At 73.4% G+C, this 23,867-nt stretch carries 18 protein-coding genes; 8 read left to right on the forward strand and 10 right to left on the reverse strand.

Features of this window, described 5'->3' with window-relative positions; translation table 11 throughout:
* Window positions 1-37: 37 nt before the first annotated feature.
* The 3 genes from CLT71_RS04460 to CLT71_RS04470 all read right to left on the reverse strand — a co-directional run bounded on the left by CLT71_RS04460 (window position 38) and on the right by CLT71_RS04470 (window position 3,521).
* The gene (locus tag CLT71_RS04460) at window positions 38-907 is read right to left on the reverse strand and encodes a siderophore-interacting protein (protein ID WP_101365984.1); all 870 of its coding nucleotides are present in this window, start codon (window positions 905-907) and stop codon (window positions 38-40) included.
* Between the two features lie 163 nt (window positions 908-1,070).
* The gene (gene cydB / locus CLT71_RS04465) at window positions 1,071-2,066 is read right to left on the reverse strand and encodes a cytochrome d ubiquinol oxidase subunit II (RefSeq protein ID WP_101365985.1); all 996 of its coding nucleotides are present in this window, start codon (window positions 2,064-2,066) and stop codon (window positions 1,071-1,073) included.
* A gap of 12 nt (window positions 2,067-2,078) precedes the next feature.
* A complete protein-coding gene (locus CLT71_RS04470) occupies window positions 2,079-3,521 on the reverse strand; it encodes a cytochrome ubiquinol oxidase subunit I (protein WP_101365986.1) in 1,443 nt (480 codons plus the stop codon).
* A 169-nt stretch (window positions 3,522-3,690) separates the two neighbouring features.
* Here CLT71_RS04470 and CLT71_RS04475 point away from each other — a divergent pair, with 169 nt between their 5' ends.
* On the forward strand, window positions 3,691-4,485 hold the full coding sequence (locus CLT71_RS04475) for a lysophospholipid acyltransferase family protein (protein WP_101365987.1): 795 nt from the start codon (window positions 3,691-3,693) through the stop codon (window positions 4,483-4,485).
* A gap of 43 nt (window positions 4,486-4,528) precedes the next feature.
* Here the strand turns inward: CLT71_RS04475 and CLT71_RS04480 are convergent, their stop codons facing one another.
* Window positions 4,529-7,027, reverse strand: a complete 2,499-nt coding sequence (locus tag CLT71_RS04480; RefSeq protein ID WP_101365988.1) for a poly(A) polymerase — start codon at window positions 7,025-7,027, stop codon at window positions 4,529-4,531.
* A gap of 1 nt (window position 7,028) precedes the next feature.
* Window positions 7,029-8,870, reverse strand: a complete 1,842-nt coding sequence (locus CLT71_RS04485; protein WP_101365989.1) for an RNA ligase family protein — start codon at window positions 8,868-8,870, stop codon at window positions 7,029-7,031.
* 238 nt (window positions 8,871-9,108) lie between these two features.
* Here CLT71_RS04485 and cpt point away from each other — a divergent pair, with 238 nt between their 5' ends.
* Window positions 9,109-9,642, forward strand: a complete 534-nt coding sequence (cpt, locus tag CLT71_RS04490) for a chloramphenicol phosphotransferase CPT (protein ID WP_101365990.1) — start codon at window positions 9,109-9,111, stop codon at window positions 9,640-9,642.
* A gap of 19 nt (window positions 9,643-9,661) precedes the next feature.
* Here cpt and CLT71_RS04495 read toward each other — a convergent pair whose 3' ends face one another.
* Genes CLT71_RS04495 through CLT71_RS04510 form a run of 4 tightly spaced genes read right to left on the reverse strand, consistent with a single transcriptional unit; the run spans window position 9,662 to window position 14,218 of the window.
* On the reverse strand, window positions 9,662-10,339 hold the full coding sequence (locus CLT71_RS04495) for a hypothetical protein (RefSeq protein ID WP_101365991.1): 678 nt from the start codon (window positions 10,337-10,339) through the stop codon (window positions 9,662-9,664).
* A 37-nt stretch (window positions 10,340-10,376) separates the two neighbouring features.
* Entirely contained in the window at window positions 10,377-11,012 is a 636-nt protein-coding gene (locus CLT71_RS04500) for an SDR family oxidoreductase (protein ID WP_143743366.1), read from the reverse strand.
* Between the two features lie 16 nt (window positions 11,013-11,028).
* Window positions 11,029-11,559, reverse strand: coding sequence for a LuxR family transcriptional regulator (locus CLT71_RS04505; RefSeq protein WP_101365992.1), 531 nt, complete (start codon window positions 11,557-11,559; stop codon window positions 11,029-11,031).
* A gap of 19 nt (window positions 11,560-11,578) precedes the next feature.
* Window positions 11,579-14,218, reverse strand: coding sequence for a LuxR C-terminal-related transcriptional regulator (locus tag CLT71_RS04510; protein ID WP_486483049.1), 2,640 nt, complete (start codon window positions 14,216-14,218; stop codon window positions 11,579-11,581).
* A 205-nt stretch (window positions 14,219-14,423) separates the two neighbouring features.
* On the opposite strand from CLT71_RS04510, the gene CLT71_RS04515 reads away from it, so the two are divergent.
* The 4 genes from CLT71_RS04515 to gndA all read left to right on the forward strand — a co-directional run bounded on the left by CLT71_RS04515 (window position 14,424) and on the right by gndA (window position 20,088).
* Complete coding sequence (locus CLT71_RS04515) at window positions 14,424-15,941, forward strand: dynamin family protein (protein WP_101365994.1); 1,518 nt, start codon at window positions 14,424-14,426, stop codon at window positions 15,939-15,941.
* Entirely contained in the window at window positions 15,938-17,863 is a 1,926-nt protein-coding gene (locus tag CLT71_RS04520; RefSeq protein ID WP_486483050.1) for a P-loop NTPase family protein, read from the forward strand. The genes CLT71_RS04515 and CLT71_RS04520 overlap by 4 nt, the downstream gene beginning before the upstream one ends.
* Window positions 17,856-18,512, forward strand: coding sequence for a hypothetical protein (locus CLT71_RS04525; RefSeq protein WP_101365995.1), 657 nt, complete (start codon window positions 17,856-17,858; stop codon window positions 18,510-18,512). The genes CLT71_RS04520 and CLT71_RS04525 overlap by 8 nt, the downstream gene beginning before the upstream one ends.
* A 109-nt stretch (window positions 18,513-18,621) precedes the next feature.
* Entirely contained in the window at window positions 18,622-20,088 is a 1,467-nt protein-coding gene (gene gndA / locus CLT71_RS04530) for an NADP-dependent phosphogluconate dehydrogenase (protein WP_101365996.1), read from the forward strand.
* A gap of 73 nt (window positions 20,089-20,161) precedes the next feature.
* Here the strand turns inward: gndA and CLT71_RS04535 are convergent, their stop codons facing one another.
* Window positions 20,162-21,520: a hsp70 family protein gene (locus tag CLT71_RS04535; RefSeq protein WP_143743367.1), complete on the reverse strand. Its 1,359-nt coding sequence runs from the start codon at window positions 21,518-21,520 to the stop codon at window positions 20,162-20,164.
* Between the two features lie 116 nt (window positions 21,521-21,636).
* Here CLT71_RS04535 and CLT71_RS04540 point away from each other — a divergent pair, with 116 nt between their 5' ends.
* A complete protein-coding gene (locus CLT71_RS04540) occupies window positions 21,637-22,410 on the forward strand; it encodes a glycerophosphodiester phosphodiesterase family protein (RefSeq protein ID WP_101365998.1) in 774 nt (257 codons plus the stop codon).
* Window positions 22,411-22,472: 62 nt separating this feature from the next.
* Complete coding sequence (locus CLT71_RS04545) at window positions 22,473-23,849, forward strand: MFS transporter (RefSeq protein ID WP_101365999.1); 1,377 nt, start codon at window positions 22,473-22,475, stop codon at window positions 23,847-23,849.
* Window positions 23,850-23,867 lie beyond the last annotated feature (18 nt).

The following is a 23,867-nucleotide window of genomic DNA, read 5'->3' on the forward strand; positions in this document are numbered from 1 at the left end:
TGGGCGCCGAGGTGCAGGGCCGGCGCCCACCGGGGGTTCACCGGGCCTGGGTGGCGTTCTCGGCGTCGGCGAGGCGTTCGCGTACCTCGGCGAGGTCCTCGTCGGTCGGGTCGTCGTCCTGGGTCAGGTTCCGTCGCCAGTAGCCGGTGAAGTCGATCGACTGTTTCGGCAGGCCCCGGTCGTCGACGAGGTGCCGGCGCAGGGCGCGTACGGTGCCGGCCTCACCGGCCAGCCAGGCGAGGACCGAACCGGCCGGGAAGGTCGCCGCGCGTACGGCGTCGAGCAGTGGGTTGCCGTGTGCGGTGGGCGGGTCGTCGCGGTGCAGCCAGTGCAGGGTGAGGTCGGCCGGGGTGTCGAGGTGCTGCTCCTCGGCCCGGTCGGGGATCTCGACGAAGGCGTGTGCCCGGGTGCCGGCCGGCAGCGCCTCGACGATGGTGCCGAGCGCCGGCAGCGCCGATTCGTCGCAGCAGAGCAGTATCCAGTCGGTGGTGCCGAGCGGGAGGGGGCGGGCGAAGACCGGGGACGGGCCGAACATGCCGAGGGTGTCGCCGGGGGTGGCGGAGGCGGCCCATCGGGTGGCCGGGCCGGCGTGTTCGTGCAGGGTGAAGTCGATGTCGACGAGGTTGCCGTGCGGGTGGTGGGCCCGGATGGTGTAGCTGCGGGTCCACGGGCGAACGGGTGCGGGGATCTCGGCGAAGCCGGCGTACCAGCGCCAGAGGTCGGGATCGGGGTCGGGCAGCCGGGGGCGGCGTTGCCCGGGTCTGGGAAAGTAGAGCTTGACCTGCTGGTCGGGGCCGGCGAGGTGCAGGTCGGCGAGGTCGTCGCCGGTGAAGGCTATCCGGGCCATCCGTGGTGTGATCCGGGCGGTTTCGGCGACCCGGATGAACCGGATCGGGAGCTGTCCCATCGGGTGCCTTTCGAAGGTTACGAGCGGGCGTTGCCCCGGCACGACTCCTTCAATTGTTTCATTGAACTCCTATGTGAGACTTTTCCTGCCCTGCTCCGGTGTGGGTTCGGGGAAAGTCTCAACTAGCGGAGGTAGCCCGGCGGTGGCGTTGGGGTGATGGGCGTCAGCGCGGGATGTTGGCGACTCCGATCCGCTTGCGGAAGACCCAGTAGGTCCAGCCCTGGTAGGCGAGGACGACCGGGGTGAAGAAGGCGGCCACCCAGGTCATCACCGTCAGGGTGTAGGGGCTGGAGGCGGCGTTGTGGATGGTGAGGGTGCCGGCCGGGTCGGCGGTGGACGGCAGCACGGTCGGGAAGAGCGCGGCGAACAGGGCGGCCACGGTCAGCCCGATCGCGGCGGCGGTGCCGACGAAGGCCCAGCCCTCCCGGCGTACCCGGGTGGCGGCGAGGGTGCCGGCCAGGGCGAGCGTGGCGACGGCGGCGAGGCCGACGGCGGCCGGGGTGTTCCGGATGGTCAGGCCGACGGCCAGGAACGCGACTGTGAGTCCGGCGGTGGCGGTGGCGACCCGGGCGGCGAGCCGGCCGGCGCGGGCCCGGATCTCACCGGTGGTCTTGAGGGCGAGGAAGACGGCGCCGTGCGTGACGAAGAGCGCCGTCGTGGTCACCCCGCCGAGCAGCGCGTACGGGTTGAGCAGGTCGAGCAGTCCGCCGGTGTAGTCGCTTCGGGCGTCCAGCGGTACGCCGCGCAGCAGGTTGCCGAGGACGACTCCCCACAGGGCGGCCGGGATCAGTGAGCCGAGGAAGATGGCGAGGTCCCAGCGGGCTTTCCAGCCGGCCTCGGGGCGCTTGTGCCGGTACTCGAAGGCGACGCCCCGGAAGATGAGGGCGAGCAGCACGAGTAGCAGCGGCAGGTAGAGGCCGGAGAAGAGGCTGGCGTACCAGGCGGGGAAGGCGGCGAAGAGGGCGCCGGCGGCGGTGATCAGCCAGACCTCGTTGCCGTCCCAGACCGGTCCGATGGTGTTGATCAGCACCCGGCGTTCCCGGTCGTCGCGGCCGAGGACGGGCAGCAGGATGCCGACGCCGAAGTCGAAGCCCTCCAGGATGAAGTAGCCGACGAAGAGTACGGCGATGAGCAGGAACCAGAAGGTGGGCAGGTCCATCGTGGACTCCGGTCAGTAGGCGAAGGCGAGCGGACGGTCCTCGTCGTCGGCGTCGGGTTCGGGTTCGGTCGGCGCGGCGGTGTCCGGCAGGCCGGCGCGGGCGTACCGGATCAGCAGCTTGACCTCGACGAACGCGAGGGTGGCGTAGACCAGGGTGAAGGCGGTGAACGAGGTGAGTACCTCGGCCAGGGAGACGCTGCGGGAGACACCGTCGCGGGTGAGCATCTCGCCGAACACGACCCACGGCTGCCGGCCCATCTCGGTGAAGATCCAGCCGAAGCAGTTCGCGGCCAGCGGCAGGACCGGCATGACGAGGCCGGCCCGGACCAGCCAGCGGGAGTTCGGGGTACGGCCGCGGCGCTGTGCCCAGAGCACGAGCGCGGCGATGGCGGCGGCGGCCAACCCGAAGCCGATCATGAATCGGAAGCTCCAGTAGGTGACCGGGATGATCGGGGTGTAGCTGCCGGGGCCGTACTGGGCGACGTACTGGGCCTGGAGGTCGTTGATGCCCTGTACCTGGCCGTTCGGGTCGCCGGTGCCGAGCACCGAGAGCAGGTACGGGATCTTGATGGCGAAGAGTTCCCGGTTGCCGTCCAGGCTGCCGACGGTGAGTACGGAGAACGAGGCGGGCTGCTCGGTGGTGTAGAGCGCCTCGGCGGCGGCCATCTTCATCGGCTGTACCTGCGTCATGATCTTGCCTTGCAGGTCGCCGCTGATCACGACGGCGACGGCGGCGACCAGGGTGACCCAGGAGCCGAACCGGGCGGCGAACCGGAACGCGGCACGGTTCTCCCCCGCCGTCGGGACCTCGTCGGCGGTCTCGCCGGCCGGGCGGCGCAGGTGCCAGAGGGCGATCGAGACCATCAGCGCCCCGGCGACGAGGAAGCAGCCGGCGAGAGTGTGCGGGAAGGTGACCAGGGTGACCTTGTTGGTCAGCACGGCGACGATGTCGGTGAGTTCGGCCCGGCCGGTGTCGGGGTTGATCCGGTAGCCGACCGGGTTCTGCATCCAGGAGTTCGCGGCCAGGATGAAGTACGCGCTGAGCGTCGAGCCGATCGCGGCGGCCCAGATGGTGGCCAGGTGGATCCGGCGGGGCAGTCGGTCCCAGCCGAAGATCCACAGTCCGATGAAGGTGGATTCGAGGAAGAACGCGAGCAGGGCCTCGATGGCCAGCGGGGCGCCGAAGACGTCGCCGACGAAGCGGGAGTAGTCGCTCCAGTTCATCCCGAACTGGAATTCCTGCACGATGCCGGTGACCACGCCCATCGCGAAGTTGATCAGGAAGAGCTTGCCGTAGAACTTGGTCAGCCGCAGGTAGCGCAGCTCCCCAGTGCGGTGCCAGCGGGTTTGCAGGATCGCCACGAGCACCGACAGCCCGATGGTCAGCGGTACGAAGAGGAAGTGGTAGACGGTGGTGACACCGAACTGCCACCGGGCGACGTCGAGCGCGTCCACGGTTGACCCCCAGGTATTTACTACCGGACGTAGTAAATACTACCTGTCGTCGTAGATGGTGGTGCTGGGAGGTCGATCACGTCGCCGCCGTCCAACAGTCCGGTGCCGAGGCGACACCTGTCGGCCCCGGGCCGCCCTGACGGCCGGCGCGTGCGACGATCGACCGCTGATGGAGACCACCACCACCGCGCCCTGGCGCGCCCCTCGCTTCTGGCTCTTCCTCCAGGTGCTCGCCCGGGGCGTCGTCGGGCTGCTCGCCCGGCTACGGGTCACCGGCGACGTACCGGACGGGCTGCGGCACGGGCCGCTGATCCTGGCCGCCAACCACATCAACCCGTTCGACCCGGTCGTGCTGGCCGCCGCCTGCCGGGTACGCCGGATCGCACCCCGGATCATGGCCACCGGCGGGGTGTTCCGGGCCCCGATCGTCGGCTCCGCGATGCGGGCCAGCGGACACATCCGGGTCGACCGGCGTACCCCGACCGTCGGCCTCGCCCTCGAACACGCGGCGGCGGCCGTCACCCAGGGCTCGGTGGTGCTGGTCTACCCGGAGGGGCGGATGGGACTCGACCCCGGCATGTGGCCCGAGCGGGGCAAGACCGGCACCGCCCGGCTCGCCTTCGCCAGCGGCGCCACAGTGGTACCGGTCGCCCAGTGGGGTGCCCACGAGGTGCTGCCGTACGCCGCACCCACCGGAATGCTCCGGGCGGTCGGCCGGGCGATGCTGCGCCGCCCGGTGATCCGGGTGCACTTCGGCCCACCCGTCGACCTGACCGGGATCGACCCGGCCAGTCCCGGCGCCGCCGCCCGGGCCACCGAGGCGATCATCGAGGCGCTCACCGTCGCCCTGGCGCCGCTGCGCCCCGACGAACCCGACAGGCCCCGCCACGTCGACCCGACCCGGCCGACCGAGACCCGCCGCCAACACCGTCGCGGCGGCCCCGGCACCCCAGCCGGAACCTGAGCAACCCGCCCGGACGAACGGGTCGGCGCGACGGCCGGTCCGTTCAGCGCAGGGTTGGCAGTTCACCGCCGGGCCGCCAGTCGACCGTGACACCCAGCAGTCCCGGCGTCCAGGTCGCGGCCACCTCGGCGAGCCCGTCCCGATCCGGTGGCGTCGGGCCGAGGCCGATCGCGTACCGGGCCAGCTCCGCCGTACGGTCGAACGGGCGCGGCCAGGCGTGCGACTCCGGGACACCGGCCCGCTCCACGGCGGTGAGCAGGGCACGGATGCGACCCCGGACCCGGCCGAGCGTCACGTCGAACGCCTCGCCCCGAACCGCCCGCACGGTCAGCACCGCCCAGGCGGCGTGTCGGCGATGCAGCGGAGGCGGCGACAGCAGCCGGCTGATCGGTTCGTGGGCAGGTGTGGTGTCGAGGAGTTCCCAGGCGGCGTAGAGCTCCCGGGTCAGCAGATCACGGCCGGCGACGGAGACCTGCCCGGAGCAGGACCGGACCGGTGCGCTGGGCGTCATGATCCGCACCGGCGCATCGGTGTCGCCGTCGGTATCGGTGCCGGTGCCGGTGTTGGCCGGCTCGGTCGGTCCCGTCGACGGGCGCAGACTGATCGGCTCACGCCAGTCCCAGGCCGCCCAGTCGGCGAAGAACTGCCTGAGCAGCAGGAGCGGGGGCAGGTCGCCGGCCTGGCGCACCGTACGGGCCGCCAGCACCGTCCAGGCCAGTCCGGGCAGCCCGCCGAACGGTGCCGAGTCGATCCCGCGTACCCGCGCCCACGCCTTCACGATCCGGGACAGCCCGACGAAGGCGGACCGGTGTCCGCGTACCGCCGCGAGCAGTTCCTCGGCGTCGCTGACCGCGCTCAACGCCATCGCCGCCGCCGGGCCCAGCTCGGCCCGGCGGGTCACCGCCGCCGTTGCCGGAACGTCCCCGGTCGCGACCAGCACCAGGTCGACGTCCCGGTCGTCGACGTGCAGCCGCAGCCCCGGCACCCGAGCACCGACCACCTGGCGCAGCCCGGTCGCGGCCGGCAGCGCGGCCCGCACCCGGGCCTCGACCGCGGGCAGGTCGAGCCGGCCCGGCAGCGCCAGCACCAGATCCAGGTCGGCGTCGGGCGCCGCGCAACCGAGCCGCCGCGACCCGACGAGGTGCGGCACCGCCTCCGGCAGGACCTCCCGCAGCCGCGACAGCACCTGCCGGGTCAGCGGATCGGTGCGCTCCTCCCCCGGTACGCCGGAGCTGTCACGCACCGGTCCGCCGGCCGCGAGTCGCTGCGGGCGGTCCGCCTCCGCCTGCCAGGCGTCCAGATCCGGCGAGGACGGGTCGGCATCGGGCCAGCGCAGTTCACCGGTGTCGAACGCTCCGGGCGTGACCGAACTGCCGGGTACGGCACCGGGGCCGGCCGAGCTGTCGACGACGATGACGTCCACGGTGACGCCGTAGTGGTCCGACACGAACAGGCCGTCGGCGGTGGCCGGGGCGTTGCCGAGCAGGGCGGCGGCCTCGGCCCGCAGTACGGTGCCGCGCAGCAGTACCCGGTCGAGCCGGGCCGGCCGGCCGGACAGTGACGAGACGGCCGCCAACGGGTTGACCAGCGGGTCGAAGGTCGGCGTGCGGTCACCGACCCCGTGCACCTCGGACCAGGCGTCCCGGACCTCGGGGAGCACACCGGGGCCGCTTCCGCCGTCGTTGAAGTCGCCGACCAGCACCACCGGCCCGTCGATCCCGGCCAGCGCCTCGGCGAGCCGGGCCAGTTCGACCTGCCGTCGGGCTGCCCCGCCGGACGTGTGGTCGCTGGTCAGGTGGGTGCCGGCCACCACCACCGGCCCGGCGGCGGACTCCACGGTGATCGCCGCGACCGCCTTGTGCGGGCCGAGCGAATGCCGGCCGGACTCCCGGACCGGCAGGCGACTGAGCAGCAGCAGCCCGGTGTCGTCGACCTCCCGCCCGGTCGGCTCGGTGCCGAGGGTGTAGCCGGCGCGGACCCACGGGGCGCGCAGCAGCAGGTGCAGCAGGTCGGATTCGACCTCCTGCAGGGCGATCACGTCCGCGTCGGCGCGCTCGAGTGCCGCCAGCAGCAGCGGCCGGCGCCGGGCGGTGTCGATCCGCTCGCTGTCGTACCGGTCCCACAGGGTGTTCCAGGTCAGCACCCGCACCCGGCCCGGGCCGGGTGGCCCGGCCGTGCCGGACGGCGAGGGCGCGGCGTGCCAGCCCGAGACCGGTACCTCGGACAGGGGATCCGGGCCGGGCGACCACCGCAGCGGCGTACCGGCGGTGAACGACGGCGCTCGGAGCAGCCGGGGGTGCCGGACGCGGCCGACCTGCGCCGAGTCGATCCGGTCCAGGCCGGCGGCCCGGTCCCACACCACCTCGCCGTCCGCCTCTATGAACAGCACCCGATGCCACGGGATGTCGCCGTCGGGCGTGAACGCGGGCAACGGAATCCGCTTCGGGTCGGTGCCCCGGACGTTGACCCCTAACACGAACCGTGCCGGGTCGAACCGAGGGTCCCAGCGGATCCGGTGGTAGATCTCCGTACTCGTCCGCATCTCACCGCACCCCGCCGAGCACCGGCTCGCCGGCGGCGAAGACGTCCGGCTCCTCGTCGTCGAGGCTGCCGGCGACGTCTTCGATCGTGCCGTCCGGGCCGACGTACCAGGTGCGGTGCGCCTCTCCGGCCCACGGCAGGCGGAACCGGTGAAGTTGTCCGTCGAGCACCTCCGGCGGCACCGGGTACGCCCGGTCGGCGTTTCGCCGAGCCAGCAGGTCGGCCGGGACGAGCAGCACCGCGTGCGTGGTCAGCGCGTCGCGGCGGCGGGCCACGGTGTGCACCAGGGAGCGCTGTTGCCGGGTCAGCGCCGTCGCGTCCCAGACGACAGTCCCGCCCCCGGCCAGCAGGGTGTCGAGCCGGTCCAGGCCGGCGCGCAGCACCGCCGCGTTCGCCCGCTGGTCGGCGCGGGAGCCTCGGGCCTGACGCAGCTCGTCGAGGGAGACGACCTCGGTGACGCCCGGCAGGCTACCGGCGAAGGTGCTCTTGCCGCTGCCGGCCGGCCCGACCGTCACCACCAGCCGGGGAAACTGCCCCGACCGCCACCGCCAGGTTGCCGCCGGGGCCTCCTCAGGCGTGTCGATCCGGCCGTCCGCGTACGCCTGGCGCGTCTCCGCCCAGCACCTGTCCGCCACCTCCGGGTCGTACCCGCGCAGCGTCGCCCGCAGCCCGGCCCGCAGCTGTCGCAGGGGTGCCTCGCCGAGCAGGCCGGCCTCTTCCGCGTGCAGTTCCGACCAGGCCACCTGTTCCCGCGCCTCGGCGGTGTCGGCGTCGTCGCGGCCGGTCAGCACCGCTGCGGCAACCGCGTGCAGGACGCCGACGTCGACTCCGTCCGCGAGCCGGATCAGGCCGGCCCGACGCGTCTCGTCGGGAAACGGCCGGTGCGGGCCGGTGTGCAGCTCCACCAGGTCGGCGACCCGGCGGGCCAGCGGCATGCCGAGCGGCGACACCAGACGGGCCGGCAACCCCGGCAGACGGACCTGGGTGTAGAGGGCGGCCAGCACTCCCGCCAGCCGAGGATCACCGGAGCGACCCAGCAGGTCGAGCCGGGCCCGGACGTCGGCGACCACCTCCTCGACCCGGTCGACCGGCTGCGGGACACCGGACGGGTCGACGGTGTTGTGCCGAGGGGCGGTGCCGAGGTCGGGGGTGCTGTCGCCGAGGGTGGCGGCGATCAACGCGGGTACGTCCACCGGGCCACCCGAGCGCACCTCCCAGAGCGCGGCGTGCCGGCCGAGGTCGTTCGGGATCACCGGCGCCAGCATCCAGTGCGCGTCGGTGCGTACGTGGTCACGGCGTACCCACTTCGCGACCCGGCCGGCGAACTCGGTACGGGTGAACCCGTCGACGCTGCGGACCACGTAACCCTCCTGCCGGGCCGGATCCACCCGCAGCGCCCGCAGCGCCCGCTCGTCGAAGGTGCCCCGCCACAGCACCGGCGGCACCGGCAGCCCGAGTCGCCGGGTGAACCGGACCGTGCGATCCCAGTCCAGGCACCGGTCATCGACCCATACCGAGAAGGCGTAGAACCAGCTCGCCAGATCCTGGTAGCCGATCGAGTGCCGGGCGTAGACGTTCTCGCCGCAGATCCGCCAGCCGGCCGGCAGTCCGGTGGCGATCCGGCCGTGCAGTGCCTTCAGCCAGGCGCGGGACGGGTGGTGTGCCGAGTCCAGCGACCGGGCGTGCAGGCCGTCGCGGTAGAGGGTGGTGTTCTCGCCGTCGAGTTTCTCGGTCACCACGACCTCCCGGCCACGCAGACCGGACAGGTCCCCGACCCGCAGGTCGTCCGCGCTCACCCCCGGCGACCAGGGCAGATGCGGCGTGCGGGGGTACGGCACTCGCATGATCCACTCCTGGTGACGACAACTGATCGGAAACGGTACGCAGCACGGGCAGCCTCGACCAGTCATTTCGCGCTCGCCGCACACGTGGCCCGGCCGCGGGTGTCAGCGGGATGTGACAGCCTGAAAGAATCCCGATGGCCGGCACCACTCCGCTTGCTGGAGAACGTCCGGCTGCGTCGTCATCGCCAAGCCGCCGGTGCGCAAGGGGGCAGCGGATCCCGGAAAGGTTGACGATCACTTGTCGACACAGGTCATCGTGCTCAACGGCGGCTCCAGCTCGGGCAAGTCGGCGATCGCCCGGTGCCTCAAGCACATCCTTCCGCGCCCATGGATCAGCTTCGGAGTGGACGACCTGATCGGCCGACTGCCGCCGGCAATGCTGAACTCCCCCACCGGGTTGACCTTCGGGCCCGACGGTGAGGTCGTCGTCGGCGCGGACTTCGACGAGTTGCAGCATGCCTGGATGGTCGGCATCGCCGCGATGGCACGGGCCGGAGCGCGGATCATCCTCGACGAGGTGTTCCTCGGCGGCGGCGCCTCCCAGGAACGCACCGGTCGATACCTGGCGGACCTCGACGTGCTGTGGGTCGGGGTGCGCTGTGCTCCGGACGTCGCGGCGGGCCGGGAGATCGCCCGAGGGGACCGGGTGATCGGGATGGCGGTGTCGCAGGCCGAGATCGTGCACCGGGGCGTCCGCTACGACGTCGAGGTCGACTCCGGTCGTACCGAGTCGCTCCAGTGTGCCCGCACCATCGCCTCGTACGTGGTCTGACCGTCCCGGCGCCGCGTCATCAACCCGACGGGTGGACGAGCCGGTGGAAGGCGGGCAGGGCGCGCATCCCGTTGCTGGCGAGGGTGGCGCGCACGAAGCGGTGGAAGCTCGGCCGCCTGAGTTGCCCGGACAGGAAACGAATCGGCCCGGCGGGCAGCCGCGCGTAGTTGACGAGGGCTAACGGCGAGGGTCCGGTGGGGCGCAGCGCTGTCGAGTTGTCGATGCCGGTCTTGCTTGTGTACCAACCGGTGACGGAGCGCCAGACGGCTTCGGCATCGGTGTCCGGCGGGGCGGTGAAGTGGTTGAACAGGAAGGTGCCGTCGGCGCGTGCCTCGGTGTCGCCGATCCGGGCCACGTTGATCCCGGCGAGGATCTGCTCGCCGTCGAGGGCCGAGACCTCGTCGCACGTACGCACGGCCGGCAGTTGGTCCACCCGCTGCGTACGGATGAGCATGACGAGGTCGTACCGCAGGGTGCCCGGCAGCGGCGGGATGAACACCGCCCGGAAGACGCGAACGGACGCGATCTCCGGGCGGCTCACGAGGGCCGGGACGGCCTGCACGAGCCGCGCCGCTGCCCGTTGCCGACGGGGAGTGCGGGGGTAGACGGGTGCTCGTTGCGCCGGCTCGGCCGGGAAGCCCAGGTAGAGGAATCCGTACGGTTCCGGCTCGGCGAGCTGGGGCAGCGGGTACGGCATCGTTCGTCCTTCGGTATCGATGGGAAGGTGCGGCCGGTCAGTACGCGACCCCGATCGCACGGTGGATCGACGCGGAGTCGTCGGTGGCGGCGAGCATGGCGTGGGCCACGTCGGCCCGCGAGATCGTGTAGCCGCGGGCGACGCTGTGGCCGACAGCGGTGCGGTATCGGCCGGTCAGGGGCTTGTTGACGAGCTTCGGCGGCCGCACCACCGTCCAGTCCGCCGGGCTTTTCGCCATCGCATCCTCCATGGCTCGCAGGTCCGCGTAGAGATCCCGGAGCAGGGCGCTGATGGCCGGCAGGACGATGCGGCGGTTGAGGAAGCTGTCCCCGTCGGGTGCGGGGCCGACCGGAGCGGCGCTGACCGCGACGAGTCGACGGACACCCTCGGTTGCATCGCACTCAGGATCGCGTGCGTGGTGGTGGAGGCGACGGGTCCGTCGTTGCGGCCGCGCGGGCCCACTCCGGACAGGACCGCGTCGCTGCCGTGCAACAGGGGGGTCAACGCATCCACATCGGTGAGCGTCGGACGCCGTGGCGCGGCTGCTCGACCAGGACCGGTCGCCCGGGTAGCCACCGCGCCATCCCTGCCGACCGCCGAGACGAACCGCCTCTTCGCCGGCAGCTTTGCAGCCGACCGGCGCGGCGCTCAGCGCGCGAGCCGAACCACGGATCGCAGTCCGGTGGTGGTCAGCCGGACCGGCGCTGCCGCAGGTAGGCGAGAACGGCCTCCCGGGTGGTACGCACCCCGAGCGCCTCGCGGGCCTGCGCGATCCGCCGGTTGGCGGTACGCAGCGACAGGAACTCCGCCGCCGCAGCCGCGGCGATCGTCTCGCCGTCGGCCAGCCGCTCCAGCAGCGCCCGCTGCTCCGGAATCAGCCGACTCAGCACCGACTCGGTGTCGGACTCCGGCGCCTCGTCCGGATTGCGGTGCACTGGGCCGAGCCTGCTCAGGTCGTCGACGAGCGCCCGCCCGACCTCGCCGGCCGGGTCGACGATGGCCACCACTCCGGCGCCACGGGCGGCGGCGAGCACCGCCAGCCGGACCGTCTCGGCGTCCGGTACCCGGCCGAACAGCACCAGCCGGGCGGCGGCCAGGTCCCAGCCGGGCTCGGCGACCGCGAACCCCTCCCGGGTCGACCAGCCGTCCCGGGCCAGCCGGCGCAGCACAGTGGTCGCGTCGGTCGCCGACGGTACGACGTAGCGCGGCGGGTCGGTCATCGCGCACCTCCAGCACCAGTCACAGCGCCTCCATGGCGAGCGCTGCGGCTTCGGTACGGGTGCGGGCGCCCAGCTTGCGCATCCCGGACCGGACGTGGGTCTCCACCGTCTCTGCGGATATACCCAGTTGCCCGGCGATGCGTCGGGTCGGTTCACCGGCCGCCACCAGCCGGAGCACCTCCCGCTCCCGGTCGGTGAGGTCACCGTCGGCGCGAGAGCCCCGGACGTCGCGGCGTACGGCGTGCCGGCGCAGCGCCCGGCGGATCCGGCCGAGCAGCACGACCAGCCCGGCCCGTTCGGCACGTTCCTCGGCGGTCAGCAGCACCGGGACGCTCCGGGACGGGTCCGGCTCGTGCAGGCCTGCGGCGAGCAGGCAGCGCACCTCCTCGCGGACCGCCAGATCCCGCCAGTCGTGCGCGGCCCGGGTGAACCCGGCCGGGTCACCGCCCGGGGTGTCCCAGGCGGCCAGTGTCTGCCACACCGGCACCGGCCCGGGCGGCACCGCCGTCACCGCGCCGTCAGGACCGGGAGTGGAACCGGCCTCCGCGCCGTCGTACGCCGCCCAGCGTGCGGTGATCTGCCGCAGCCCGTCGATCAGTGGCGGGCCGCCGGCGGATGATCCGCCGGCCCGGTCGGGCTGACCATCGAGCCAGGCAGCCTCCCGGCTGACCCAGTCGAGCAGCGCGTCGGCGCCGGCAGAGCCGCCGGTGGTGGCGGCCAGCCGGGACCGGGCCGGGCCGAGCAGCCCACCGTCGGCCTCGACCAGGCTGGCGGCGGCCACCGCATAGCCCCGGGCCGGGGCGGGCAGGGTCCGGTCGGTCAGGTCACCGGCCCGGCGCAGCGCCTCGTCGGCGTCGAGTACCGGCCCGGGACCGAAGGCACCCGCCGGGCCGGCAGCCGCGCCGGAGCCGAGGGCGGGCGGGCCGCCGCGTAGCGCCGCGCACCAGAGCCGGGCGGCCAGGAAACGGGTCTGCCAGCTGTAGGCGAGATCGGCCGCGCAGGCGTGCTCGGCCGCCTCGGCGGCCTGTCCGGCCTCGGCGAGCCGGCCGTCGGCGATGAGGGTCTCGACCAGCAGCCAGGCGCTCCACCGGGCGGAGAGCAGATCACCGGCCGCACCCGCCGCGACGGCGGCCGAGGCGAGCGCGGACTCCCAACCCGGGGCACGGTTCGCGGCGCGTACCGCCGCCAGCGCCGCCCGCAGGCCCGGGTACGCCGGTTCCGGGCCGTGCCGGGCGGTGATCCGGGCCGCCGAGCGGGTCGCCTCGGCCGGGTCGGTGCCGAGCTGGGCCAGCAGCACGATCCGGTCCCGGGCGGCGAGTTGCTCCGGCGTGGCCGAGTCCGGCACCCGGGTCGCCGCCGACCGGGCACCGGCCAGGTCGCCGAGCTGGACCAGCGCCTCCGCCCGCAACAGGTCCGGGTCGACCCCGAGCGGTGTGCCGGTGGTCAGCACCCGGGCCGCCGCCCGGGGCCGGCCACAGGCCAGCGCGGATCGGGCGGCGTCGACCCGTACCGCCGGCTCCGGCTCGACGCCGGGCAGCGTGCAGGCCAGCAGCAGCAGTTCGGCCCGGGTACCCGCGGTGTCGACGGTGGCGGCGGTGGCCAGCGCCTGCCGGTACGCCGCCACACCGTCACCGGCCGCCACCAGGTGCCGTACCGCCTCGACCGGCGGTACCAGGTCGGCGAGGCGCCGGTGCAGCGCCTGCCGACCGGACTCGTCGAGCAGCCCGGCGGCGACCTCGGCGACGTACGGCGACACCGGGGCGACCGTGTCCTGATCGACGGTGACCAGGCCGGCGGCGTGCAGTTCGTCGACCCCGGCACCGAGCAGCCCTGCCGGAGCCGGCCGGCCGAGCAGCCCGAGGGCGGCCATCGTGGTGCGGGCCGGTCGGGTCAGGTCGGCCAGCGCCGCCGCGACCGCGTAGCCGACCTGGTCGGCGTCGTGGTCCGCCGGCACCGGCTCCGGTCGCCGCTGTGCCGGGGCGTCGGAGTCGTCTGTTCCGGGCTGCCGCCGTGCCGCCGCCTGGCGGGCCAGGGTCACCACCGCGAGTGGTGTGCCGCCGGCCTGCCGGACGATGGCGGCGACGGTCGCCGGGCCGAGCGCGGGGGCGATCCGCCGGGCGAGTGCGGTCGCCGACTCCACGGTCAGTGGCGGCACGGCGAGCCAGCCGGTCGCGACGGCCCGCAACGCCGCCACCGCGGGCGGCGGCAGCCGGTGCGGGGTACGCAGCGCGACCGCGACCCGGCAGTGCGTGGCCAGCGGTACCAGGGCGGCGAGGGTGGCCGGATCGGCCCACTGGAGGTCGTCGAGGAGCAGCAGGCCGCCACGTACCCGGGACCGGACCGCCTCGGCGAGCAGCGCCGGATCGTGCGCGGGCAGTCGGACCCGGACGGCGCGGGCCAGCGCGAACGCCGGTTCGCCGGGCAGGCTGGCCAGGCCGCCACCGGCGAAGACGGGCCCCCGGAAGGCGGCGCCGAGCCGGTGCAGTGCGGTGCTGCGCCCGCCGCCGGGTCCACTGTGCAGCACCACCAGGCCGGGGGTGGTGAGCAGGTGGGAGCCGACCGCGACCACGTCCGGTGCCGGCTCACCGGCCGGCCCGTCGCCGGGCAGGTCGATGGGGCGGGACTGGTCGGGCAGATCACCGACCGACGCGTGCCGCACTGGTCCTCCCCCGCCCGGGTCGACGCCGTGCCGCCATGACGGTGGCACGAACATGGGATCCTGCGCCGGCAGGATATTCGTAGTGTGGTGTCCGGCAGGGGCAGCCCGCCCCCGCCGTCGTGTCGGAAGGACAGCAGACGAGATGAGCGTGCTCCACCACCGGGTTGCTGCCATTGTCGCCGACCGCACCGCCGGCTGACGAGTGATGGGAGCAGGTCCGCTCAGCGCCCGGGTCGCCGACCTCTGTGACGAGGTAGGTCCGCGACTCGGCGCCGCCACCGGAGCCCAGGTGTCGGGGGTACGCCGCCGGCTCGACGAACCGCTGCGGGTGGCGATCGCCGGCCGGCTCAAGGCCGGCAAGTCGACGCTTGTCAACGCGCTGATCGGTCGGCGGGTGGCGCCGACCGAGGTCGGTGAGTGCACCCGGATCGTCACCCAGTTCCGCTACGGCACCGCCGACCGGGTCGACGTGGTACGCCGGGACGGCAGCCGGCTCAGCCTGCCGCTCGACGACGCCGGCATGATCCCGCAGCGGCTCGGTGTGCCACGTGCCGAGATCTCCTACGTCGACGTCACGCTGACCAGCTACCACCTGCGGGACCTGACCGTGCTGGACACCCCCGGCCTCGCCTCGACGAACACCTCGGTCAGCGCCGGTGCCCGCCGGTTCCTGTTCGAGGCCGCGACCGCCCCGTTCGACGACAACATCGACGACGACTCGGCCGGTGCGATCGCCGGTGCCGAGGCGATTGTCTACGTCTTCACCCAGTCGGTCCGGGACGACGACCTGGCGGCGCTGGAGGCGTTCCGGTCGGTCTCGGCGCGACTGGCCAGCAACCCGATCAACTCGCTCGGCCTGTTCAACAAGGTGGACAAGCTGGTCGGCGGGGCGGCCGACCCGTGGCCGGTGGCCGGTCCGCTCGCCGCCGACCAGACCGGGGTGCTGCGCCGGGTGGTCTCCGAGGTGGTGCCGATCGTCGGGCTGCTGGCCGAGACGACCGAGGCCGGCCGGCTCACCGCCGCCGACTGCGAGGCGCTGCGAACGATCGCCCGGCTGCCGGCCGGGGAACGGGCGGTGCTGCTCGCCTCGGTCGACCTGTTCACCTCCCGGGACTGTCCGGTGCCGGCGGAGCAGCGGGAGCGGCTGCTGCGGCTGCTCGACCTGTACGGCATCGGCTTCGCCATCGCCCAGTTCACCGCCGAGCCGCAGTTGTCCAGCGGCGACCTGGTGCGGTTGCTGCTCGCCGCGTCCGGGTTCCCCCGGCTGCGTAACACCCTCGACCAGGCGTTCCGGTGGCGTACCGACGCGATCAAGGCCGGCTGGGGGCTCTCGACGCTGGAGAAGCTGGCCAGCCACGCTCCCCGACCGGAGGAGCGGGAGTTGCTGCGGGACGCGATCGAGCAGGTGCTGCAACAGCCGGAGTACCACCGGCTGCGGCTGCTGGAGGTGGCCCAACTGGTCAGCTCCGGCTCGGTGGAGTTGCCGGAGCCGATGGAGCAGGAGCTGACCCGGCTGGCGCTCTCCACCGACCCGCGCTGGATCCTGAGCCTGCCGGCCGCCGCTCCGGAGCAGTTGGCCCGGGCCGCGCTGGAGGCCGCCACCCGGTGGCGGGTGTACGCGGTCGCCGGGGCGAGCCCGGCGCAGTCCCGGGTGGCGCAGGTGGCGCACCGTGGCTTCTTCCTGCTCTCCCAGCGGGTACGCGCCGAGGGGAGCCCGCGGTGACCGCCGGCCGTACCGCCACCGGGGCGGGTGCCGCCGCGCCGGCCGCGAAAAGTGGCGGGAATCCGGAGGCGGCGCTCGGCGCGGCGTTGACCGGGGCGGTCGACGGCGGGCTGGCGTACCTGCGCAAGGTCGCCCCGGACGCCGCCGCCGAGGTCGACACGCTGCGCCGACAGGTGGTGACCCGCCCCTCGATCGTGGTGGTCGGCGAGACGAAACGTGGAAAGAGTTCCCTGGTCAACGCGTTGGTTGGGGTGCCGGGGCTGTCGCCGGTCGACGTCGCGGTCGCCACCTGCTGCTATCTGGAGTTCGTGCCGGGCGCCGAGTCGGGTGCCCGGGCCTTCCTGCCGGGCCGCCCCGAGCCGCTGCCGCTGTCCCTGGCCGACCTGCGGGACTGGGCCACCCCGTTGGGGCGGCTGCCGGACGACCAGCGGCCGCCCCGGCACATCGAGGTGACGCATCCGGCGCCGCTGTTGCAGTACCTGAGCCTGGTCGACACCCCGGGCACCGGCGGGCTGGAACCGGCGCACGCGCAGATCGCCCTGGACGCGGCAGCCCGGGCCACCGCCCTGCTCTTCGTGGTCGACGCCGCCGCCCCGTTCGCGCAGCCGGAACTCGACTTCCTGATCGAGGCGAGCAAGCGGGTCAACCTGGTGGTCTTCGCGCTGACCAAGACCGACGCGTATCCGGGGTGGCGGACGATCCTGGCCGACAACCGGGCACAGTTGCAGGCCCACGCCCCCCGGTTCGGCGGCGCGCCGTGGTTTCCGGTCTCGGCCCGGCTGGCCGAACTGGCCCGGACGATGCCGGCGGAGGCGGCCGGCGAACTGCTCCGGGAGTCCCGGATCGCGCAGCTGCAACACGCCCTGATCGGGGTGGCCGGCCGGGGCCACCTGCTGCGGCAGGCGAACCTGCTGCGCACGGTACGCAGCGAACTGGTCCGGTACGACCTGGAACTCGGTGAGCGGCTGCGGGCCGCCGACCCCGATCCGGCGGACCTACTGCGGATCAAGCAGGACCGGGCGGCGCTGGCGGCGCGCAAGCGTACCGAGTCGCGGCAGTGGTCGCTGGCGTTGAGCACCGAGACGCAGCGGGCCCGGGTCGAGGCGACCGGGCTGCTGCGTGGCTATGCCGGAGCCCTCCAGGAGGAGTTCCTGAACCGGATCGACAAGGCCCGCGGCGAGGAGCTCAAAGGGCTGCCGCAGCAGGTCGACGAGGCGCTGCACGCGCTGTCGGTGCGGCTGTCGGACGATCTGGAGGTGCGGTTCCGGCAGGTCGGCGAGCGGGTGCTGGCCGAGGTGTTCCACCCCGACGAGCTGCGGTTCGTGCTGGGGCGGCTCAACGCGACGCTGCGGCACGCGCTGGCCAGCAAGCCGCGCCGCTCCGGCGGCGGCCCGGACAACATGATGATCGCGATGTCGGCCGGGTCGATGGCGTTCCTGGCCAGCCGGGGCGCGATGGCCGGCGCCTCGGCGCTCGGCGCGGGTGCGCTGGTCGGCGGCAGCCTGCTGATCCCGTTCGCCGGGCTCGGCCTGGGGCTCGCCGCCGGCGGCTTCATCCTGTACCGCCGCCGGGTGCACACCGACCGGCAGCAGGCCCGGATGTGGCTGCGGGAGGTGGTCGCCGACGCCCGGGCTGTCCTGTCGGACGAGATCACCCACCGCTTCACCGACCTCCAGTACGCGATGACTCTCGCCCTGGACGACGCGATCGAGCGGCGGCTGCGGCAGCTCGACGAGCGGATCGCCGAGATCGACGCGGCGGCTGCCGAGGACACCGCCGTACGGGCCCGGCGCCGGGCCACGACGCAGGCGCAGCGGGAGACGGTCCGGGCCCGGGTCAAGCAGGTCGACGAGGTGCTGGTGCGGGCCCGGGTGCTCTCCCCTGCCCCGGCCACCGACGCACGAGGGCGGGAACATGACTGACCACTGGGGCGGCTGGTCCGCCGACGAGCCGGAGTTCGGCGGCCCCGAGGGCGATGACTTCGGTGGCCCCGAGGGCGATGCCTACGGCGATCTGAGCCCGGACCAGCCCGACGGTTTTCCGGTCGAGGGGTTCGGCACCGCCGACCCCGATCCCGGGGACCTTCCCGGGGCACCCGACGACCCGCCGCCCCCGCTCGGCTACGACGACCTGCCGACGGAGCCGACCACCGACCCGTACGCCGAGGCTGACCCGTACCCGGCGGAGGAGGAGGGGTTCGGGCCGGACGACCATCCGGAGGTACCCGCCGAGGTCGGTTTCGGCGCGGCGGACCCGCCGGTCGGCGCCGACCCGGACCTGGACCCGTACGCCGAGGACGGGCCGGCCTGGTGGGAGTCGACGGAGTTGCCGGACCTCGGCACCCCACCGGAGCCGGTCGACGGTTTCCCGTGGGCCGATCCTGCCCTGCTCGGCCAGTCGGTCGACGCGCCGCCGTCCGGACCGGAGACCGCGCCCGTCGCCCCGGAGGAACTGGCCGGGTACGCGGGCGCACAGCTGCCGCCCGACGCCGACCCGTGGGCGGCGCTGGCCGCCTCCGACGACCCGGCGACGAGTACGCTTGCCCGGTTCTGGTTGCCGGAGGAGCGCTGAGGAACACCGGGCCTTCCGCCCTGCTGCGGGATTCCGCGCGCTGCTCCGACGCCGGCACGGACGTGGCAACCGGCCGAACCTTTCCGGCCCAGACGGAAGTGAGCAGCGGATGGCGGAGACGACGAGTGGCAGCACCGGCGCCACGGCCCAGATCGGGGTCACCGGGCTGGCGGTGATGGGCCGCAACCTGGCCCGCAACCTGGCCCGGCACGGTCACCGGGTGGCGGTGCACAACCGGTCGCCGGAGCGGACCCGGAGCCTGGTCGCCGAGCACGCCGACGAGGGAACGTTCGTGCCGAGCGAGTCGCTTGCCGACTTCGTCGCCTCGTTGGAGCGGCCCCGGGCCGTGATCGTGATGGTGAAGGCGGGCCGCCCGACCGACGACGTCATCGACGAGCTGATCCCGCTGCTCGAACCCGACGATATCGTCATCGACTGCGGCAACGCCCACTTCGCCGACACCCGGCGGCGCGAGGAGACGCTGCGCGAGCACGGGCTGCACTTCGTCGGCACCGGTGTCTCCGGCGGTGAGGAGGGTGCGCTGCTCGGGCCGAGCATCATGCCCGGCGGTTCGCCGGAGGCATACCGGAAGCTCGGGCCGATCTTCGAGTCGATCGCCGCCCAGGTCGACGGCACCCCGTGCTGCGCCCACATCGGGCCGGACGGCGCCGGGCACTTCGTGAAGATGGTGCACAACGGCATCGAGTACGCCGACATGCAGCTCATCGCCGAGGCGTACGACCTGCTGCGGGAGCGGCTGGGTGCGACACCGGCCGAGATCGGCAAGATCTTCGCCGGGTGGAACGAGGGCGACCTGGAGTCGTTCCTGATCGAGATCACCGCCGACGTGCTCGGACACGTCGACGCCCGCACCGGCAGGGCGTTCGTCGACATCGTCCAGGACCGGGCCGAGCAGAAGGGCACCGGCCGGTGGACGGTGCAGAGCGCGCTCGACCTCGGTGTGCCGATCACCGGGATCGCCGAGGCGACGTTCGCCCGGTCGCTCTCCGGGCACGCCGACCAGCGGGCGGCGGCGGCCCGGGCGTACGCCGACGCGGGTGGCGAGGCGCCGACCGACGAGGTGGACCGGGACGCGTTCGTGGAGGACGTCCGCAAGGCGCTGTACGCGTCGAAGATCGTCGCGTACGCGCAGGGCTTCGACCAGATCCGGGCCGGCAGCGAGGAGTACGGCTGGGACATCGACCCGGCGGCGCTGGCCACCATCTGGCGGGGTGGCTGCATCATCCGGGCCCGTTTCCTCAACCGGATCCGGGAGGCGTACGACGCCGACCCGCAGTTGCCGACGTTGCTGGTGGCGCCGTACTTCGTGCAGGGGGTCGCCGACAGTGTTGCGAGTTGGCGGCGGGTGGTCAGCTACGCGGCCCAGGCCGGGGTGCCCGCCCCCGCCTTCGGCTCCTCGCTGTCCTACTACGACGGGCTGCGGCGCGACCGGCTGCCGGCCGCGCTGATCCAGGGCCTGCGGGACAACTTCGGCGCGCACACCTACCAGCGGGTGGACACCGAGGGCAGCTTCCACACCCGGTGGGCCGGCGACCGTACCGAGTCCCCGGCCTGAGCTGTAAGGAAGGGCCCCCTCATATCGTTTTCTGTATATGAGGGGGCCCTTCCTTACAGCTGTCGGAGTGCGGTCAGGTGGGGTCGGTGTTGACGACCACGATCAGCACGACGAGGGCGGCGAGCACCAGCAGGGCCAGCGTCCCGGTCGAGACCAGCCCGGCTGTGCCGGTCCAGAACCGGCCGGTCGGGGCGACCTGTTCGGCAACTGTCCGGTCGTGCCGCTCCGCCGGCACACTGGCCGCGCGACCGGGCTGGGCCGAAAGCGGCGGTGACGGCCCCCCGGACCGCGCCGGGGTCGGTCCGGGTGCCACCACGGCGGTCTGCGGCGGCACCCTGCCACCCAGTGCCGGCAGCGGCGACGCGGTCCGGGGTGGGTCGTCGAGTCGGAGGGCTCCCTCGGCGACCGCCGTCTCCGGCTGCTCCAGGGTGGTCGGGGCGACGCCCAGCTCGGTGTGGATCAGCCGGGCGGCCAGCGGGATCCGGCTGGAGCCGCCGACCAGGAAGATCCCGACGAGATCGGCCGGGTCCAGCCGGGCGGCGGCGATCGTCCGGGCCAGGCAGTCGACCGTCTGCTGGAGCTGTCGGCGGATCAGCGACTCCAACTCGTCCCGGGTCAGGTGTGCCCGCAACTCCAGCGCCGGCAGGTGCAGTTGCGCGCTGGCGGCCCGGGACAGCAGTTCCTTGGCCGCCCGTACGTCGTCGTAGAGGAGTTCCCGGGCCCGGCGCTGGCCCGCGTCGGCCGGGTTCAGCAGGGTCTGCCACAGCTCGGTCCGGCCGACGGCGTAACCGCGGCCGAGCTGCTCGACAAGCGCCTGGTCGAAGTCGAGCCCGCCCAGGTCGGTCAGACCCGACTCGGCGAGCACGTCGAAACCGGCGGCGGTGCGCCGGACCACCGCGGCGTCGAAGGTGCCGCCGCCCAGGTCGTAGACGGCCAGGGCCCGGCCGGTCGGCACCGCCGTGCCGAGTACCGCCGGATAGTGCGCCGCCGCCGCGACCGGCTCGGCGACCAGCCGGGGCGGTGGCAGCCCGGCGGCACGGGCGGCGGCGACCAGCAGGCCGCGACGACGCTCGCCCCACCGGGCCGGGTGGGTGAGCCGGACCTCGTCGATCCCGCCGAGTTGCCGGTACGCCTCGGTCGACACCCGCCGCAGCACCGCGCCGACCAGCTCGGTGACCGGTACCTCCCGGTCGCCGAGCAGCACCGTCCCGTCGTCGATCCGGCGTTTCGGCGCCGGCTCGAACCGGGCCGGGTCGAGCCGGGCCGCCCGGATCGCGTCCCGGCCGGTGATCGGCGTGCCGAACGGGTCGAGGCAGACCGCCGACGGCAGCAGCGGGGTGCCGTCGAAGAGCAGCGGCCGGGCGCGCCCGTCGGCGCCCCGCACTGCGGCGACGGTGTTCGAGGTGCCGAAGTCGATGGCGAGCAGCCGCATGGCGAGCACCCTACTGAACCCCGCCCCGATCGCCGGCAGGTCGCGGAAGGAGTTCCGGTCGACCGGGGAAAGGTGCCGGTCACCGGCCGGTCACCCAGGCCGGGCATACTCGCACGGTGATCCGGGACTTCGCCTATCTCGACGCGCCGACACCGTTGGCGTTCGCGCACCGGGGCGGTGCCGCGCGCGGCGACGAGAACACCACCGAGGCGTTCGCCCGGGCGGTCGACCTCGGCTACCGGTACGTCGAGACCGACGTGCACGCCAGTGCCGACGGCGTGCCGGTGGTCTTCCACGACGCGACACTGGACCGGATGACCGGGCAGCCCGGCCGGATCGGCGAGCTGCGCTGGGCGGACCTGCGGACGATCCGGGTCGGCGGGGCGGCGGCGGTACCCCGGCTCGACGACGTGCTGGGGGCCTGGCCGCAGATCCGGTTCAACGTCGACGTGAAGGCCGACGGCGCGGTGGCGCCGACCGTGCGTGCCGTCGAGGCGGCCGGGGCCGGCGACCGGGTGCTGCTCGCCTCGTTCAGCGACACCCGGCTGGCCCGGCTGCGGATCCTGGCCGGGCCGAAGATCGCCACCTCGCTCGGGCTGCGCGGGGTCGCCCGGTTACGGCTCGCCTCGCTGGCCAACCGGCGACTGGTGTTGCCACCGACGGTGGTGGCCGCCCAGGTGCCGATCCGCTACCGCGGGATCAAGGTGGTCGATCGGCGGTTCGTCGACTATGTGCACCGACTCGGCCTCCAGGTGCACGTCTGGACCATCGACGACATCACCGAGATGAACGAGTTACTCGACCTCGGTGTGGATGGCATCATGACCGATCACGTCGACGTGCTGCGCGAGGCGTACCTGAGCCGTGGCCACTGGCCGTCCGATCGGTAGGTCGGTCGGACCAGGGCCACCGACCCCGATCCGCCGCCAGAACCCGCTACCGAAGGACCGACATGGCCGAGACCATCCCCGCGACGGCGCCGGAGGCGCCACCCAGCACCCGGCACGAGCGGGTCGGCTGGTACTTCTACGACTGGGCGAACTCGGCGTTCAACACGACGGTGATCACCGTCTTCCTCGGCCCGTACCTGACCTCGATCGCGAAGTCGGCCGCCGGTTGCGCCTCCGACGACCCGTGTCGGGGCGAGCGGATCAGCCTGCTCGGCATCGACATCGCGCCCGGCTCGCTCTTCCCGTACATGGTGTCGCTGTCGGTCTTCCTGACCGTCTTCGTACTGCCGCTGGTCGGCGCCGTCGCCGACCGGTCGCCGCGCAAGAAGGAGATGCTGGCGCTCTTCGCCTACATCGGCTCGGCGGCCACCATCGGGCTGCTCTTCCTGACCGGCGACCGCTACCTGCTCGGCGCCGGGCTGTTCCTGATCGCCAACATCTCCTACGGGGCGAGCATCGTCGTCTACTACTCGTTCCTGCCGCAGATAGCCGGGCCGGAGGAGCGGGACAGCGTCTCCAGCATCGGCTGGGCGATCGGCTACATCGGCGGCGGGCTGCTGCTGGCGATAAACGTGGCGGGGGTGCTGTTCAAGGACTCGCTCGGGATGGACACCGGCGAGGTGGCCCGGTACAGCATGGTGTCGGCGGGCATCTGGTGGGCGGCGTTCACCACGATCCCGCTGATCCGGCTGCGTAACCGGCCACCGGTCGCCGGCCCGGCCCAGGGACCGGTACTCCTCGACGGGTTCCGCCAGCTCTGGCACACGCTGCGCAGCCTGAAGGCGTACCCGTTGACGTTGTTCTTCCTGGTCGCCTACCTGGTCTACAACGACGGCATCCAGACGGTGATCTCGCTGTCGGCGGTGTACGGCACCGAGGAGCTCAAGCTCTCCGACGACGTACTGGTGCCGACCATCCTGATGGTGCAGTTCCTCGCCTTCTTCGGCGCGCTCGGCATGGGCGCGCTGGCGAAACGGATCGGCGCCTGGAAGACGATCCTGATCAGCCTGGTGCTCTGGACCGTGGTGCTCGCGGTCGCGTTCCGGCTGCCGGCCAACCAGGCGGTGCCGTTCGTGCTGCTCGGCGGCGGGATCGGCATCGTGCTCGGCGGCAGCCAGGCGTTGAGCCGCTCGCTGTTCAGCCAGTTGATCCCGAAGGGCAGGGAGGCCGAGTACTTCGGGCTCTACGAGATCTCCGACAAGGGCACGAGCTGGCTCGGCCCGCTGCTGTTCGGGCTGGCGTACGGGATGACCGAGAGTTACCGGGTGGCGATCATCTCGCTGCTGGCGTTCTTCGTGATCGGGTTCGTGTTGCTGGCGGCGGTACCGATCCGGCGGGCGATCGTCGCCGCCGGCAACACGCCCCCGGCACGCCTCTGACGGGCATCCCCCCGCCGG

Source organism: Plantactinospora sp. CNZ320, from assembly GCF_002846275.1.

Excerpts from the sequence above, each read along its gene's own strand:
- CLT71_RS04460 (WP_101365984.1), bottom strand. The coding sequence starts at position 907 with ATGGGACAGCTCCCGATCCGGTTCATCCGGGTCGCCGAAACCGCCCGG.
- cydB (WP_101365985.1), bottom strand. The coding sequence starts at position 2,066 with ATGGACCTGCCCACCTTCTGGTTCCTGCTCATCGCCGTACTCTTCGTC.
- CLT71_RS04475 (WP_101365987.1), top strand. The coding sequence starts at position 3,691 with ATGGAGACCACCACCACCGCGCCCTGGCGCGCCCCTCGCTTCTGGCTC.
- CLT71_RS04480 (WP_101365988.1), bottom strand. The coding sequence starts at position 7,027 with ATGCGGACGAGTACGGAGATCTACCACCGGATCCGCTGGGACCCTCGG.
- CLT71_RS04485 (WP_101365989.1), bottom strand. The coding sequence starts at position 8,870 with ATGCGAGTGCCGTACCCCCGCACGCCGCATCTGCCCTGGTCGCCGGGG.
- CLT71_RS04495 (WP_101365991.1), bottom strand. The coding sequence starts at position 10,339 with ATGCCGTACCCGCTGCCCCAGCTCGCCGAGCCGGAACCGTACGGATTC.
- CLT71_RS04505 (WP_101365992.1), bottom strand. The coding sequence starts at position 11,559 with ATGACCGACCCGCCGCGCTACGTCGTACCGTCGGCGACCGACGCGACC.
- CLT71_RS04515 (WP_101365994.1), top strand. The coding sequence starts at position 14,424 with ATGGGAGCAGGTCCGCTCAGCGCCCGGGTCGCCGACCTCTGTGACGAG.
- CLT71_RS04525 (WP_101365995.1), top strand. The coding sequence starts at position 17,856 with ATGACTGACCACTGGGGCGGCTGGTCCGCCGACGAGCCGGAGTTCGGC.
- gndA (WP_101365996.1), top strand. The coding sequence starts at position 18,622 with ATGGCGGAGACGACGAGTGGCAGCACCGGCGCCACGGCCCAGATCGGG.
- CLT71_RS04535 (WP_143743367.1), bottom strand. The coding sequence starts at position 21,520 with ATGCGGCTGCTCGCCATCGACTTCGGCACCTCGAACACCGTCGCCGCA.
- CLT71_RS04545 (WP_101365999.1), top strand. The coding sequence starts at position 22,473 with ATGGCCGAGACCATCCCCGCGACGGCGCCGGAGGCGCCACCCAGCACC.